The 14731-nt window shown below is 41.0% G+C and carries 10 protein-coding genes and 2 pseudogenes; 5 read left to right on the forward strand and 7 right to left on the reverse strand.

Annotated features, from left to right (window positions below; all coding sequences use genetic code 11):
- Positions 1 to 8: 8 nt before the first annotated feature.
- The 3 genes from B853_RS11275 to B853_RS11285 all read right to left on the reverse strand — a co-directional run bounded on the left by B853_RS11275 (position 9) and on the right by B853_RS11285 (position 2922).
- Complete coding sequence (locus B853_RS11275; protein ID WP_128826879.1) at positions 9 to 1091, reverse strand: hypothetical protein; 1083 nt, start codon at positions 1089 to 1091, stop codon at positions 9 to 11.
- Positions 1084 to 2154: a PD-(D/E)XK nuclease domain-containing protein gene (locus B853_RS11280; protein ID WP_038882854.1), complete on the reverse strand. Its 1071-nt coding sequence runs from the start codon at positions 2152 to 2154 to the stop codon at positions 1084 to 1086. Before B853_RS11280 ends, B853_RS11275 begins: the two co-directional genes overlap by 8 nt.
- A 369-nt stretch (positions 2155 to 2523) precedes the next feature.
- Positions 2524 to 2922 carry an AbrB/MazE/SpoVT family DNA-binding domain-containing protein gene (locus B853_RS11285; RefSeq protein ID WP_038885220.1) on the reverse strand — a complete coding sequence of 133 codons (399 nt, stop codon included), beginning with the start codon at positions 2920 to 2922 and terminating at the stop codon, positions 2524 to 2526.
- Positions 2923 to 3427: 505 nt separating this feature from the next.
- On the opposite strand from B853_RS11285, the gene B853_RS11290 reads away from it, so the two are divergent.
- Complete coding sequence (locus B853_RS11290) at positions 3428 to 6049, forward strand: TrlF family AAA-like ATPase (protein ID WP_038885219.1); 2622 nt, start codon at positions 3428 to 3430, stop codon at positions 6047 to 6049.
- Between the two features lie 151 nt (positions 6050 to 6200).
- On the opposite strand, the pseudogene B853_RS26900 reads toward B853_RS11290, so the two are convergent.
- Both B853_RS26900 and B853_RS11295 read right to left on the reverse strand, forming a co-directional pair.
- Positions 6201 to 6340: pseudogene (locus tag B853_RS26900) on the reverse strand (type I restriction-modification system subunit M N-terminal domain-containing protein); the annotation flags it as partial.
- A gap of 13 nt (positions 6341 to 6353) precedes the next feature.
- Positions 6354 to 8459: a type I restriction-modification system subunit M gene (locus tag B853_RS11295; protein WP_081641195.1), complete on the reverse strand. Its 2106-nt coding sequence runs from the start codon at positions 8457 to 8459 to the stop codon at positions 6354 to 6356.
- Positions 8460 to 9340: 881 nt separating this feature from the next.
- Between B853_RS11295 and ltrA the strand changes: the two are divergent.
- Positions 9341 to 10812, forward strand: a pseudogene (gene ltrA, locus B853_RS11300) (group II intron reverse transcriptase/maturase).
- Positions 10813 to 11198: 386 nt separating this feature from the next.
- On the opposite strand, the gene B853_RS26015 reads toward ltrA, so the two are convergent.
- Complete coding sequence (locus B853_RS26015) at positions 11199 to 11366, reverse strand: hypothetical protein (protein WP_167411364.1); 168 nt, start codon at positions 11364 to 11366, stop codon at positions 11199 to 11201.
- Between the two features lie 279 nt (positions 11367 to 11645).
- On the opposite strand from B853_RS26015, the gene parS reads away from it, so the two are divergent.
- Positions 11646 to 12071 (forward strand): type II RES/Xre toxin-antitoxin system antitoxin, encoded by a 426-nt coding sequence (parS, locus tag B853_RS11310; protein WP_038885218.1) that lies wholly within the window; start codon positions 11646 to 11648, stop codon positions 12069 to 12071.
- 225 nt (positions 12072 to 12296) lie between these two features.
- On the opposite strand, the gene B853_RS11315 is transcribed toward parS, so the two are convergent.
- On the reverse strand, positions 12297 to 12671 hold the full coding sequence (locus tag B853_RS11315; protein WP_038885217.1) for an MbcA/ParS/Xre antitoxin family protein: 375 nt from the start codon (positions 12669 to 12671) through the stop codon (positions 12297 to 12299).
- Positions 12672 to 12903: 232 nt separating this feature from the next.
- On the opposite strand from B853_RS11315, the gene B853_RS11320 reads away from it, so the two are divergent.
- Together B853_RS11320 and B853_RS11325 are read left to right on the forward strand one after the other, a co-directional pair.
- Complete coding sequence (locus B853_RS11320) at positions 12904 to 13239, forward strand: helix-turn-helix domain-containing protein (RefSeq protein ID WP_038885216.1); 336 nt, start codon at positions 12904 to 12906, stop codon at positions 13237 to 13239.
- Positions 13232 to 14638: a HipA domain-containing protein gene (locus B853_RS11325; protein WP_038885214.1), complete on the forward strand. Its 1407-nt coding sequence runs from the start codon at positions 13232 to 13234 to the stop codon at positions 14636 to 14638. Before B853_RS11320 ends, B853_RS11325 begins: the two co-directional genes overlap by 8 nt.
- Positions 14639 to 14731 lie beyond the last annotated feature (93 nt).

The following is a 14731-nucleotide window of genomic DNA, read 5'->3' on the forward strand; positions in this document are numbered from 1 at the left end:
CTGACGACTCATTTTCGTCCCCCCCCTTGAGTTTCTGCTACGATTTCATCGACTATCGTACGTGCAGTATCTTCGATAAGCCTAGATATCCGTAGCTCTTCTTCGTTGTCCAGCTTTGATGAGTTTTTGTTGTATTTTCCTTTCCCTTGATACTTGAACTTTCCTCTAGTTACATACGCGAAATCTTCAAAAGTTTCAGGCTCACTAAACATTGCTTCCATTACATAGATATCCGAGTCGACAAGCTCCTCTTCAAACTTCCATCGGATCTTGGAAATATAAAATCCACGACCATATAAATCCTGAAGTTCATCAGACTTTAGTACACCTTCACCTTTCAATGAGCCTCTACTGATGTGTATACCAGAATCTCCAGAGTCCTCTTCATCATCTGTTGGTTTGGGGTGGAATAAATAAACATCCGTAACGTCTCTCACCTTAAAGCCATTCATGCCATAGATTAACCGCTGAAAGAACTTAGTCCGCATATCAGCATCGTCCACTGAAGCTAAATTAATACGAGTAGAGTCGAATTCCTCACCTGCCTCTTCGGCTGTCAGTGCGATAGACTCGCGAATGGTTCTCTCGTACTCTTTCACTTTTGGATTGTCGGGATATCTTACTGTGTAACCAGAATCCGTTTTCTCGATTGTGATGGTCGCTTCTTTCTTAACAATTTGCTTAAACTCAGATTTTGTATAATCTGGCGTTTCATACGTTATATCAACAACATAATTACCGTGCTCATCTTCACGCCAAAGACACAGATCATCTTCTTCAGTGACTTGTTTCTTTAGGACTTCTAGTGCCGTCTCTAAAGAGTCTGTGTCCACTACTGTCGCATAGTCGCTAGTCGTCGTTTTTTCTTTACGCTGCACCACGCCCATCGCTGTCGCTATTCTTTGATGGTCATAGTAGTCATGGTTGTATTTAGAAAATTCACGAGCAAGTGCTTCTCTTTTGGTTTCAATCGAGATGATAACGCCTCGTGAAAGGAACAAATCCCTGAGTTCAGGATTGTTAATCTTAGAAGTGTTGAGCGCGTCAAACAAAGCCTTATCAGTGACGCTATAAAGATAATTTTTATGCATGAACACCCTTCCAACCAATATCTTCGGAGTTATAGAACTCTATCTTGTAAGGAATTAACTCCAGTGTAATATTGAGTCTCTTCTTCATTTCTTTGTCATAACCCCACTCGTGGGCATACTTTTCCAGCGCTCGATTAAAATGAGAACGAGCTGAACCACTGGTTTCAGTGTGAGGTACCTTTAATCGAATCTTGTTGTCAGTGTTCAATAGCTGGTACTTTGAGAGCAAATCTAAGAGGTAAAGAAATTCATTATCGGTATTTGCTTGTCGATTGTAGTAAACAATGTAACCAGGATCGTATACAGCTTTAATCTGACCACCAACGATATCATGTACCTCATCATGCTTGATGATTATGAAAGGTGATGACAACATTTCGATAGTCGCTGGCAGATATTTCTCCGAAGAGACGACCTTATGGAAGGTCAACTCTGGGTAGTAAAAACCAAACTCTGTTTTTGGAAACGTACTTTGACGCACCATATCGTTAATATCAGAGGCAATTGTCATCCAATAGTTAATCTGAAGTGGTTCGATAAAGTGTAGTTTTTTATCTTTAGGAACAGGTATCTTTGAAAGCTGAACAGGCTTAGGTAACCTACCTGTTTGACCTTTCTCTCGCTTGGGTGGGTAAAAAAAGTCGTAGAAGCCTTTCTGGTATTGATTATCGTGGTTATAAACAAACAGTAAACCGCGGACTTCAAAATCACCCGCAGGAATTAGGTATTTATCTTGCCAGTGCGTACTATTACCGGCGCAATCAATCGTCTTCGCCAGAGATGTCAAAGCTTCTTCTATCTTCGCAGGGCTTATTGAGCCCTTACCGTAGCTTTTTAAATCGGTATTAAAAAGGACGTTTTTGTTGCTATAAGGATCTTTGTAACCCCAAACGACATCAACAGGGTGGGTGTGCTTCTGGTTTTTGTTTTTGTCTAAGTGCTTTTCCTGTTTTCTACATGGAAAGTCTTGGTCGTAAGGACCATATTGCTCCCATTTAAAAATGCTTAACAAATTGGAAGATACAACTTTCGCGATCTCCTCACGAGGCCCGTTTTCAGCCATTAATTCTAACCCTACTATTGATAATTAAATTTACTCTAAACTTAATTGTATAATATGCAAATGATTGACTCTCTTCTAGTGGCTAGCTCAATGTACCGTCAAGTTTTTCTCTAGATTGGGTTTGTCTTGTCTAAAGCGGCAACGTAAAATTGGTCAAACTAACTTTGGGGCAATTTTGATTTTGACTGATTTGTGCAACAGGCTGTTGCACAATGAGAAGGTTGGAGTTATGGCAGAATTTGCAACAACTGAGGTTTTCCTCGAAACCTTAGTAATTGATACTAGAAAAGGATGTATCCAAGTGTTAAACCCACAACCATTATGATGATACTGGTTAATGTCATATTGTTGTCGACCCATTCATCAAGCTTACTCATTCGAAGTTCCTCCTTCTTTGCTAATCATGTCAAAACCATGTTCAACACCATAAATTACTTCACGTAAGAGTGCCTTATTTGGTGAGTTCAAATTAGCAATGACTCGACCAATTTCATTGCCCAAGTCACAAAACTCAATATCACCATCTGGAAGGCTATCAAGTGCTAACTTGAGGTTTGAAAGAAAAATATTAGGGTTCAGCAAATCTGAACTAGGTTCATCGAAAACCTCATTTCGGTCAGCCATGAAATCATCTGTAACCCATTCTCCCCCGTCGGCGAAGGATATCCAATCAGGTTTTGTTTCGCTCTTTGCAAGCAAATCACTGTGAGTATTATAAGGAGTCATCCCTTCTAGCAGCTCTTTTTCGGTCAACTTTTTCTTGCTCATCGCATACAACCTGACAGGATATTTAGATTAGTTGCAGTATAGCAAACTCAGCTAGACTGCCGTTAGAACGAATGCGCTGAAACAAACTTTGGGGCAGATCTGAGCTAAGTGGCACTTTTTGAGAAAGTGCCACCAGTAAAACTTCAAGCCTATGAAGCCTCTGGACAAAAATCATTTTCGCGCTTCAATCAAACCAAGCCAGTTGGCATTAGATTCTGTGGGGGAAAGGCTTTTTTTGAGGCGGAGAATTGTTGTGATATGAGCTTCAAAGAATAGTCAACCCCAGCATTTATATCTAAACATCATGTCATGAGGATAGAGTCGAAAATATACTCCCACTAGATGAGAAATCTTGTCACTACGAATGGGACGCTAGAAACGGAAGTGAGGCTTATACTGCTGGGGAAGATTAAGTGCAACCAATTTCTCAGCAATAAATGACACAAACGATCTGTTCCGTTAAAATGGATTAAGTTTCTGTTTTAATTGAAAGGTTGGATGTTATATGACTTTTGGAGCTAGGTTTCATCGTGGAGATCTCCACATTCACAGTTATGGTTCTGCCGGTTCATATGATGTCACTGATAGTCAGATGACGCCAGAAAATATTATTGCAAAGGCAATAGAGAAAAACCTTTCAATCATAAGCATCACTGATCACAACAAGATTAGCAATTCTATTGATGCGGTAAATATAGCTAAAGACAAAGAAGACTTACTCGTTGTTCCAGGAATAGAAATATCCACAACTCAAGGGCATCTACTCGCCTACTTCGCCACAACCCAAGATCTAGAAAACTTCTACGGTAAACTGAACTTCGACCCCGATAAGAAATTTTCAACGCAAGGAATCTACGAGTGTTTAGAGTATGTCAAAAAATATAATGGTTTCGGTATGTTAGCCCATATTGAGGTTGATTCTGGGTTCGAACTAACCATTGGCAAGTTCAACGAGATCTTCGATTTGGCCTTTCAACATCCCTCAATATTAGCGTTAGAAATCAGAAATCATGAATCGGTAAATTTCTATACACAGGATGATGATAATCCAGATAGAAAACATGCCATGAAGAAAAGAAACCAAATTCTTGGCTTACCTGACTGTTATAAGTTAGCCAAAGTGATGTCTTCAGATGCCCATTCTATGAATGCATTTGGTAAAAATGCATCTGGTGCTGATCGCCTAACCCGTTTCAAGTTAGATGAATTAAGTTTCGATGGATTACGAATTGCCCTGATGAGTCATGATTCTCGGGTTAGGCTTGAGGATGATGTACCTATCGCCCTACCGAGATTCAAAGAAATCAAAGCATTTGGAGGGATACTTGATGGGATGTCTATCGAACTAAGTAATAATATGAACTGTATTATTGGTGGTCGCGGTACAGGTAAATCTACTCTTGTGACCGCTATTCAAGAAGCATCAAACAACCCTGTGGATACCACCGCAGTCCAAAGAAGTAATGCGTGGCCAACAAAAATTGAACTGACATACGAAAATGAAGCTGGTCAGAAGTTCAAATACGTTCTTGAACACGGCGACTTGACTTGCATAGATGGAGATTCTAATGAGATCAACTCTCAAGTTCCTTTGGAAGCTTACTCTCAAGGTTTTACTACATTTTCAAGTAATGGCGATGAGGACGATAAAGACAAAAAGCTTCTGAAATTCTTCGATGGTTTTACAAATGTTCAGCACCTAAAAGATGAAGATCGCTCAAAAATAGTACAAATATCTACAAATTTCGAGCAGTTACAGAGTTTAACTAATGAAGTCGCCGAAAAATCTAATGTAGACAAAGAACTACAAGAATTACAGAGCAAGAAATCCGCATACGAAAAACAGAATGTTGGTGAGTTAATGAGGCTTCATTCTAGTTTGGTAGAGGAAGAGGCACTACGAAAAGAGTTAGAGGAATCACTCGGTGCATTGAGCAAAAGATATAAGCAAGTCTTATCTGATAAAGATGAAATTACCGAACTACTCAACATAGATAGAACCAAAGTTCATGTTGGTAAAGATCATGTCGATAATGTATTGGGTATCGTCCAAGAGTTCTCTGATATCGTTGACAGACACCAAAAAGAGCTAAGTGAAGAGCTAGAACAAAAACTGATCGTACTCAGAAATGAGGTTAGAGCTTGGCGTGACAAAGAAGGAACAGCGAAGCAACAGATTGAAATCAAAAAGAAAGAATTAGACGATAAGAAAATCCCCTATGATGAAGGGAAATTTATCACTCTATCCAATGACATTACTAGACTTCAACAAAGACAAAAAGATATTCAAAAATCAGCCAATAAGCTAAAAGAAATCAAAACAGAGAGAGCAAACCTTTTTAAAGAACGAGATAGAATTAGCAAAGAAATACAGAAACACAGACTGGGATTTTGTACACGAGTTAACCAAGATTTATCTGGTTCTGTTGATGGATTGTTTGTACAAGCAAAAGTTGGTGTGGGGTATCTATCCAAAGAGTTCTCAACATTCATCAAAACTGCTACTGGATGGTATAGATGGGCAAATAGTGACAAAATTGCCAATTCAATATCACCTCTTGAGTTTTACAAGAATATGAAATTCAAGAAATATGATTTCTTATCTACGCTAGGGTTGAGCGAAGTTGAGATTGAAGATGTTAAGACGAAAATTTGTGGCTTAACACTAGAGAAAGTTCTATCTATCCCATTTAGAGAAAGACCTAAATTGACTGTCACACGCCATAACAAATCTCAACGAGACGCAGATGTTAAAGATATCAGTGAGTTGAGTTTGGGACAGCAGCAATCAATTATGTTGTCTATCCTCATCCAATCAGACAGTAATCTTCCTCTAATCATCGACCAACCAGAGGATAACCTAGATTCAGAGTTCATCTTCAATAGCGTGGTCTCTAATCTTCGTAGGTGTAAAGAGAAAAGACAGATTATCGTTGTCACACACAACTCAAACATAGGAGTTCTTGGTGACGCTGAGTTAGTGATACCGCTTGTTGCGTCTAATGATAAATCTTCTATCGTTGGCATGGGGTCAATTGACAACAGAGAAACTCAAGATCAATGCTGTGAAATACTTGAGGGTGGTAGAAGAGCATTCTCAACAAGAAAAGAAATTTACAGAATTTGATGTGTATGTTCGGGCTAGGGATAACCCTAGCCCATTTTATTCTAGGGAGTTGGTTCGATAGTATTCGGAGTCTCCCATACCTACCTTTAGAACGCTCACATGTAAGTTAGCTTCGAGCTTACAGGGAGGTATTTGCAGCGTGTCACTACACTGAAAGGTATTTGTAGAAGATTTAGGCCAAGTATGTAATCACGGAAGTCATCAGATCAGAAGTAGCAGATATGTTACCACGAAGCGTATTTGCGATGTTCCAAAGCTGCTTTTTAGTTCTTTTTGGTATTGTTCAACCATGAGGTGTCCGCAATTAATGTAAGTTTTTAGATTCAAGCCACTTTAGATGACTACTTAAACCATCTAGTCCAGGGTAAATAGAAAATCTATTGATACCATAGATAGATAATTGTTTTTTCAAATCGCTTCTGAGTGCATTTGGAATGATAAATATTTTCATCTGTTTTGATTTATAGGCAGCCATAAGGTTCGTATGAGCGGTAAAAAGACCATTCTGTGCGATTATTCTTGGTGTGAGGTTATCGGGAATGTATCTCCGAACATCATCGTGCGGCTTAAGGTCTAGAGGTGACTCATATTTTTCTATATCAACAGGGTCTTTTCGGTCAATCAGCACATAGATTGCTGAATCTGAATTTGTTTCTTCTTCAATTGCAAAATATAGTGCTATAAGCGGATTCTTCGACCAATCTAGCAGCCTTGTTGGTAAACCATGATGTTGTGCTAAAGCCAACCACTCCCAGTCATTTTTTGGGGTGTATTCTAGGTGAGGCAATGCCTGCTGCTTAAATGCTTTGAAAAGCCTTTTCTCAGCGTTAATCAACTCATTTTCATCACTATAACCTAACCGCATAATCGACGGCTCAAGCTTGAAGTCACAATCCTTAACTCCGCGATATACCGTATGCTCTGCATTCAGCTTTTGCACCTCAGAGTGGTAGTGCTCGAAGCTCTTCAAGGTAATGCGCTTCACCACATCAACATAGTGGGGAATGTTTAAATTATATTCATTAGAAACTATATCCTCTTTAGTTATCAAAGCTGAAAAATCTTCTACTTCAAGGCGATTCTCTGCTGATTCAAGAATACTGTTTAAACCCTCTTCAGATAATGTTGGTATTCGCTTAGACCTATCAACCTTCTGACTAGCATCTATAAATAAAATAGGGGCATCAGCGTTGCGGTTTTTTCTAAAAACCAAAACACAGGTCGGAATAGATGTATAGGATAGTAAGTTCTCAGGCAGGCCGATGACCATATCGAGAAGCCCCTCATCGACCAAATATTTACGTATTTCACCTTCGGCACCTCTTCTAAATAAGGAGCCTAATGTGGTAACTACTGCCATAGACCCAGTCTCATTTAACTGATAGATCATGTGTTGAATGAAAGCAAAATCAGCCGCCTTCTTGGGAGCAAGCAAACCAGATTCAGAAAATCTAATATCGTTCTGAAAGCTTTCTCTTGCCGACCAACGCATACTAAATGGTGGATTAGCTACTACGGCATCAAATCGCTGATTGAGGTGATATGGTGACTCTAAAGTATCGCCATTTTTGATATCGAAGCGGCTACATGGAATACCATGTATAAGCATATTCATACGAGCCAAGTTATAAGTGTTTGAGTTGATCTCTTGCCCATAGAACTTTAAGTTTGGATTGTTTGTTTCTTTCGCTACACGTAGTAATAAAGAGCCGGAACCGCAAGTTGGATCATATACTGTTTCTATGTCTGGATTATCAAGGGTTACTAATTTAGCCAGTAACTTAGAGACCATTTGTGGTGTATAGAACTCACCAGCTTTTTTGCTAGTACCACTGGCAAGCATACCTATTAGGTATTCGTAGGCGTCCCCAAGAATATCAACTTCATTGTTGTCCAAATGTAAATCGATACCATCTAATTGCTCAAGCACTTGGGCAATCAGCTTATTACGAGCATCTGCCGTTTTGCCTAACTTGTTAGAGGTGAAGTCTAGTTCTTCGAATAGGCCCTTGAAGTCATCAACACAACCTGAACCCATGCTACTTTGTTCGATGTCATAAAGAACATCATGCACAGCATCAAGAATAAACTCACCGTTAGCTCCCGCTTTAGCAAGCACATGAAACAGCCCAGACGGCTTAAAGAAATAACCTAGCGTGTTTAAAGCTTCTTCTTTAATCGCTTCTAAATGCTCTTGACCCTCTTTACTGACTTCATCAATTTGCTCGAATTGGATTCCGTTCTCCAAAAGCAATTCATTAGCGTAGTGATTTAGCTTATCTGATAGATATTTGTAGAATATTAGACCACAGAGATAGCCGAGAAAATCGTCTGCTAACATGCTGCCACGAAGGGTGTTGGTTATATTCCAAAGTTGCTTATTTAATTCTTGCTGTCGTGGTTCAATCATGATTTTTCAGTTACGTATCGTTTAGTTGGCGGCATTGTAACTGAAATGAGAATTGAACTAGAGTGCATAGATCATTTTTAGATCTACGAAGTGGCTAGAAAGGTTGAGATTATCGGTGAAGCTGACCCCAACAATCGCTGATTACGTTAGAAAAAATTCCACAATTAATACAGCGATTTTTCTGTTACCCATAATCCGTGTGTGACCATCCTTTATGTAGTCAGTTGGACTAAACCGGCATTAGTAATATTTGTTTAAATGGGATTGTTCAGAAATGATAAGAGTAACAACTCTAAACAATAAAGGGGCGTGCGACGTGATGTCGTATGAAGCGCTGTTCACCGCTCAACGAGTGAACCATCTGTATCACCAGATGAACCTAGGAGCCTGAATAAAGTAGCGGCTCTGACAATGTAACTAAGGTTGGTATTTTCCAATCGGGATTGAAGTCGTGAGAGGACGATCCTCCTGATAACCACAACATCGGGTGAGTGCTAGGTAGTCAGCATGATGAACATAAGTGAATCCGCGTAAGGTGCGTTATGTTGTGAAACAGCGGAAGTGGTTAACACGCTGTAGCCAAAAGGCACGAGAGTCGGAAAGGGATTGCCCCATGCTCTTTCGTGATCGTTGAACTCTCCGCACCATAGCGGGCATCTAAACTGACATTGCGCGACATACGGAACACGGTAAGCCTGTATCACTCCCACTGGGAAAGTCTCTGCGACCGATAGTGATGCAGGTAGAGGATGTTGGAAAAAGCGAAGGCTGCATTGTAACGATGCAGATACAGATACCTATCTGGCACGAAAGTGAGCTGACTTCCGACAGGTCTTCCGTTGCAAGAGAATTTGAAGAACTTTATTCAAGGAGAAACGCAAATGATGATTTCAAAAGAGATTAGTGCCTCTCCTGACAGTGCTCAGTGGCAATCCATAAACTGGAAAGCCGTTGAATCCCATGTTTTAAAGCTTCAGATGCGTATTGCAAAGGCAACACGAGAAGGTAAACACGGCAAAGCGAAAGCGTTGCAGTGGATACTAACTCACTCGCGTTCGGCAAAACTTCTTGCTGTTAAGCGGGTATCTCAAAACAAAGGCAGTAAAACGCCTGGAATAGACGGCGTCATCTGGAACACGGATATGCGCCGTATGAAAGCAGTCAGTCAATTGAGCAGAAAAGCTTACCAAGCCAAACCGCTCAAGCGTATCTACATCCCCAAGAAAAACGGTAAGCTCAGACCACTTGGTATCCCTTGTATGGTTGACAGAGCGCAGCAAGCGCTTCATCTTCTTGCACTAGAGCCAGTGTCAGAAACACTTGCCGACCCTAATAGTTACGGATTTAGACCAAACCGCAGTACTGCCGATGCAATCGCTCAGTGCTTCAAATGTCTGGCACTAAAGAAATCTGCACAATGGGTTCTTGAGGGAGACATCAAAGCCTGTTTCGACAAAATCGGGCATCAATGGCTTATGAACAACATTGCCGTAGATAAACGCATGTTGGAACAATGGTTAAAGTCTGGCTTTATGGACAAAGGGCTGTTCTATCGCACTGACGAGGGGACACCACAAGGCGGGGTCATATCCCCAACCTTGATGCTAATGACGCTTGCAGGACTTGAGCAACGCATAAAGTCTATTGCACTCAAAAGGGTGCTAGAGCCAACTTTATTGGATACGCCGATGATTTCGTCGTCACCTGTGCTTCAAAGGAAGTACTGGAGAACGATATCAAACCGTTGATTGCTGATTTCTTAGCAGAAAGAGGCTTAACACTCTCCGAAGAGAAAACGCACATTACCCACATCAGCCGTGGTTTTGACTTTCTAGGTTTTAATCATAGGAAGTACAAAGGGAAATTGCTCATTAAACCGAGCAAATCCAACACACTACTGTTCTTGACCAACTTGCGCGAACTCATCAAAAAGCACGCAACAATCCCCGTTAACGATTTAATCAAGTTAATAAATCCGAAACTAAGGGGCTGGTCGAATTACTATCGACACTGCGTGGCTAAACAGGTATTCGGATATGTAGGTCACAAGCTATTCCATACGTTATGGCACTGGGCTAAAAGGCGTCATCCAACAAAATCCAGAACTTGGATCGCCCTTAAGTACTTCATCAACCGTCAAGGCCAATGGCAATTTCACGGTTGGCAGAAGATCATGAATATGGATTGTCAGTTCAATCTGTTTCAAATAGCCAAGGTGCCAATAGAGAGACATGTGAAAATCAGGAGCGCTGCTACGCCTTTTGATCCTCAATACCAAGAATACTTGGCAAAGAGAAAATCAAAGAAGCAATGCCGTAACTCTTGGCATGAGCCAGCTCTCGCTGCCTTATAAGTTGCTGGGTGCCAATCGGTGCCTTAGTGAAGGCTTGAGCCTAGTGCGGTGAAAGTTGCACGCTGGGTTCTTAGAGGGACGACCCTTGGTAACAGGTGTCGTCTACTCGACAAAGGTGAGTTTGCTGTGAATTTTTCTGACACACCTCTGGACACTATCTGCAATCGAAACAAACGGGGCGTCCACATATGGTAAAAAGCGACATCCAACCACTAGTATTGCCTGTCTTTGTATTTCCCAAAAGCTTGAGTTAGTAGGTAGGAGTAATAACCGTAAATTTAACCTCATTTACGGTTGAATCTGAATTTCCCAGAAAACTGGCATGAATGGCGGTAATATTAACCGAAAATTTAATAAAATTTACGGTTGAATCAGGTGATTGGTTGTTAACGCTGGTATTTTTTCTTCAGCTTTTTTAGCTCTTCTGGATTGTTTTTCTCTAGCTCTTTTTCATATTCATCCATATATTTCGAGAGCCAAATGTGAACGTTTTCCGAATAGAGAGTAAAAGCACCAATAGCTAAACTCAATGCGAATATTATACTTAGAAACAAAATCTTAGTCCTCTCATGTGTTGTGCCGACGCGCTAGTTCGTACTAGCTAACAACTCTATCAATTCATCAGTTGTAACTGTTCGGTGTTTTTCATGAACCATTTTTCGTTTATAACATATACAGCAATACGATATTTGGGTTAGTTCTAGTGTGGCAAAACAAGCTTGCCACTAATTGGAAAGAGTATGTAGGCAACTAGCAAGCCTCGACACATTTCCGTGTTAAAATAATCTAATTACACCTATTGTGTAAGTGTAGTTAGATTCGGAGGTACTTTAATGTTCAGTGCAGCTTATGAAATGCTTGGAGGTGATAAGCGTAAAGCTCAGAGCGTAATCGATAGCCTAAAAATTATTCGTCAAGGGCTTCCTGTTGAAATGCTGGATAGAGGAATGTTAACTCTTGGTCTGACTAAGACAGATTACGCGAAAATTATTGGCGTTAATCTACGTACTCTCCAGCAAAAAATGAAAAAGCCGAACGCAACGCTAAGCCCAACTGCCAGTGAACATGCTCTTATGCTTGCAGATATGGTCAAAGAAGCAGATGAGTATTTTGGTGATCGTGATGCGACATTACGCTGGTTAAATAAACCCAGTTTGGTGTTTGAAAACGAAACACCACTTTCACTCTGTGACACAAAAACCGGTATCATTCTGGTGACAGAAGAGATCAATAAGTTGACGTACGGATATACGGCTTAACTGGAAACCTACCAATGGTCTTGTCACAAAGCCACTTTTCTGACATAACAGGGAAAGTTGGTCCGCTTGGTTCTGCGACATAGGCTCTTAGACACACTATGATTGGGGGCAAGCGTGTTAGTTCCAGCCCATATAGCGTATCTCTGCCTTACAAAGTAGGCTTCATCCGGAAAGAGATGGCCAATGGATCAACATATCAACCTGATCTTTTGAGATAAAAACATCTCAAGAAAAATCACCATACTTGATACGATTTAATGCATCTAAAACGCGTTTTAAATCGCCTTTAAGCACAACTTCTAGCGGAGTTAGACCAGATAGCGCTGGAATTGCGGAAGTTAACCATTCTGCTCTCAAACCAGAGTCCTCAAACACATCCTCCATTTGCTCTTTTAAAGTAGGGTGTTGTGAAAGAATGTACTCTATAGACTTCGACTGGGTATCATCCTCAAGTTCAACTTTGCGTAAAGTCCATGAGCCATCGTTATTGTCGAGCCATTCGATTTGATCGCCTTCTTCCCATTGCAATTCTTCTTGCAGTATTTCTGGAATGTTGAAGAAAGCTTCACCATCACAGGTCTTCTCAATTTTAACTTTCATTGCTGCTTAGAACCTTATTCTATTCACATGGTGATTTTATGACACGCTTACTCTAGTTTAGCAAAAACAGATTGCCACTAATTGGAACGAACATGCAACTGGCAAACCTACCATAAGTAACTTAAATTGCACTTATAGATAATTTCTTATACAACCACTACAAAAGTGAGTTATAGTGAACTTATATAGCAGGACGAACCCAATAGTGACAAAAGTACATTAAAAGGCTCTTATGAAAAAAGGTAAGATGGTAAAGGCACAACCTATGCCTGATTTGAATACCGAGTTCAGTATGGAAACGCTGGGGAGCGCCATTCGCTCAAAACGCACCGATAGAGGCTGGCGTATTGATGATCTCGCTTCAAAAGCCAACTTATCTCGTAGGACAGTCATGAAAGTAGAAAAAGGCGATACCAGTGTCACCTTTGCCAATGTACTCGTCCTCATGGACATCTTAGGGCTATCGTTACGCCTTATCGATTTAAACCTATTTGTTCGTCCACATAACCAAATAACCTCCCAAGCTGAAAACAGCGTGAGAGGCAATGAGGACGGTTGGTATGAGTAAGTTACAACAGTTAGACGTGTTTATCGGTACGAATACCAAAATTGGTCGTTTGACTCTCCCCGTCGGAACAGAAACAGAGTTCTCATTCATCTATGAAGAAGAATGGAAACACACTGGTTTCCCAATTTCGCCCCGCATCCTTTTCGATGATCAGGCTTCGCCACGTAGTATCGAGAACTATCTCAGAAATCTCCTTCCTGAAGGAGAAGCCTTTGAGGAGATGATACAAAACACCACGATCTCCAAAAGCAACACGTTCGGGCTGATTCGTAAGCTTGGTGCGGAAACATCTGGCGCATTATCTTTTCGAGTTCCAAACTCAGAACCTGAGGAAACCAGCTTTAGAGCTGTCCCTGATGATGAGCTCATAGAACGACTAGAGCGAAATCTATCGCCATTAGTGTATTGGGACGGTAAGGTTCGCCTTTCGGTTGCCGGTGTGCAAAACAAGTTAAACTTACTTAAGCGCGGTGATGAATGGGGATTTGGTGAAGGAAAACTAAGTTCGAACTACATTCTGAAGTTTGAAAGCGGTAAAGCACCGTGTATTGCTGTGAATGAGTTCTTTTGCATGACATTAGCTAAGCTAGCAGGTTGGGACGTCGCTAATGTTGAGTTAACCCGTATTGGGAAGACTAGGACACTGATCATAGAGCGGTTCGATCGTGCCTATATCGAGGCTCGTGATGTCGTTCAACGAAAACATGTGATTGATGGCTGTCAGGCGACTGACTTACCTCCAGGTTACAAATACGAGCGTCAGAATGGGGATGAAGGCGATGGTGTATATACGCGTGATGGCGTTTCCTTCCCACGCCTACTGAGCGTCAAAACCATAGACACGGTAATCACCAACCTAAAGCTTACCCAATGGATGCTCTTTAATTTAGCAACACTAAACTACGATGCTCATGGTAAAAATATTAGCTTCTTCGTCACCCCTAAAGGCCTTGAACTGGCCCCTTTTTATGATTTAGTCAACATAGAAGCTATCGCTCAAGAGGGAGCAAAACGTAACTCACGAAGCGGTAAATTGTCTGCTGATGAGGGGCGTGCCGCCAGTATCCCTCAATATTTTGCAATGTCGATTGGAGATTGGGAAAGTGAAGACTTTCAAAATCCACCGAAAGGTAACTTCAAACGCCCTATCACCAGCTATGATTTAGCTGAATTCGGTGCTCTGCTCGGCTATTCAGGCACCAAAATGGCTTCCATAATTGCAGAGACCACTGGTGCCATAAAGAATGCCCTGAAGGAAACGGTTGGACTTACCGAAGCTCAAGGAATCGATGACGGAGAGCGTGAACACATAGAGCTATGTGTGTCACTCATCCAAACAGAGTGTGAATACTTGTTAGCGCAAGCCGACAGTGTGCCAGAAATGAGTGAGCTTCTTTAATAGCAAATGCAGGGGCGATCTTTAGCAATTTATAAACCATTTTTGGACAAAAGCAGGTTAGTATTATTGCTCTAAAATGTTTCGATCAGATTA

It is taken from the genome of Vibrio rotiferianus CAIM 577 = LMG 21460 (assembly GCF_002741985.1).
Taxonomy (GTDB): domain Bacteria; phylum Pseudomonadota; class Gammaproteobacteria; order Enterobacterales; family Vibrionaceae; genus Vibrio; species Vibrio rotiferianus.

Coding starts and splice junctions, on each gene's coding strand:
- B853_RS11275 (WP_128826879.1), bottom strand. CDS start 1,091: ATGCATAAAAATTATCTTTATAGCGTCACTGATAAGGCTTTGTTTGAC.
- B853_RS11280 (WP_038882854.1), bottom strand. CDS start 2,154: ATGGCTGAAAACGGGCCTCGTGAGGAGATCGCGAAAGTTGTATCTTCC.
- B853_RS11285 (WP_038885220.1), bottom strand. CDS start 2,922: ATGAGCAAGAAAAAGTTGACCGAAAAAGAGCTGCTAGAAGGGATGACT.
- B853_RS11290 (WP_038885219.1), top strand. CDS start 3,428: ATGACTTTTGGAGCTAGGTTTCATCGTGGAGATCTCCACATTCACAGT.
- B853_RS11295 (WP_081641195.1), bottom strand. CDS start 8,459: ATGATTGAACCACGACAGCAAGAATTAAATAAGCAACTTTGGAATATA.
- parS (WP_038885218.1), top strand. CDS start 11,646: ATGTTCAGTGCAGCTTATGAAATGCTTGGAGGTGATAAGCGTAAAGCT.
- B853_RS11315 (WP_038885217.1), bottom strand. CDS start 12,671: ATGAAAGTTAAAATTGAGAAGACCTGTGATGGTGAAGCTTTCTTCAAC.
- B853_RS11320 (WP_038885216.1), top strand. CDS start 12,904: ATGAAAAAAGGTAAGATGGTAAAGGCACAACCTATGCCTGATTTGAAT.
- B853_RS11325 (WP_038885214.1), top strand. CDS start 13,232: ATGAGTAAGTTACAACAGTTAGACGTGTTTATCGGTACGAATACCAAA.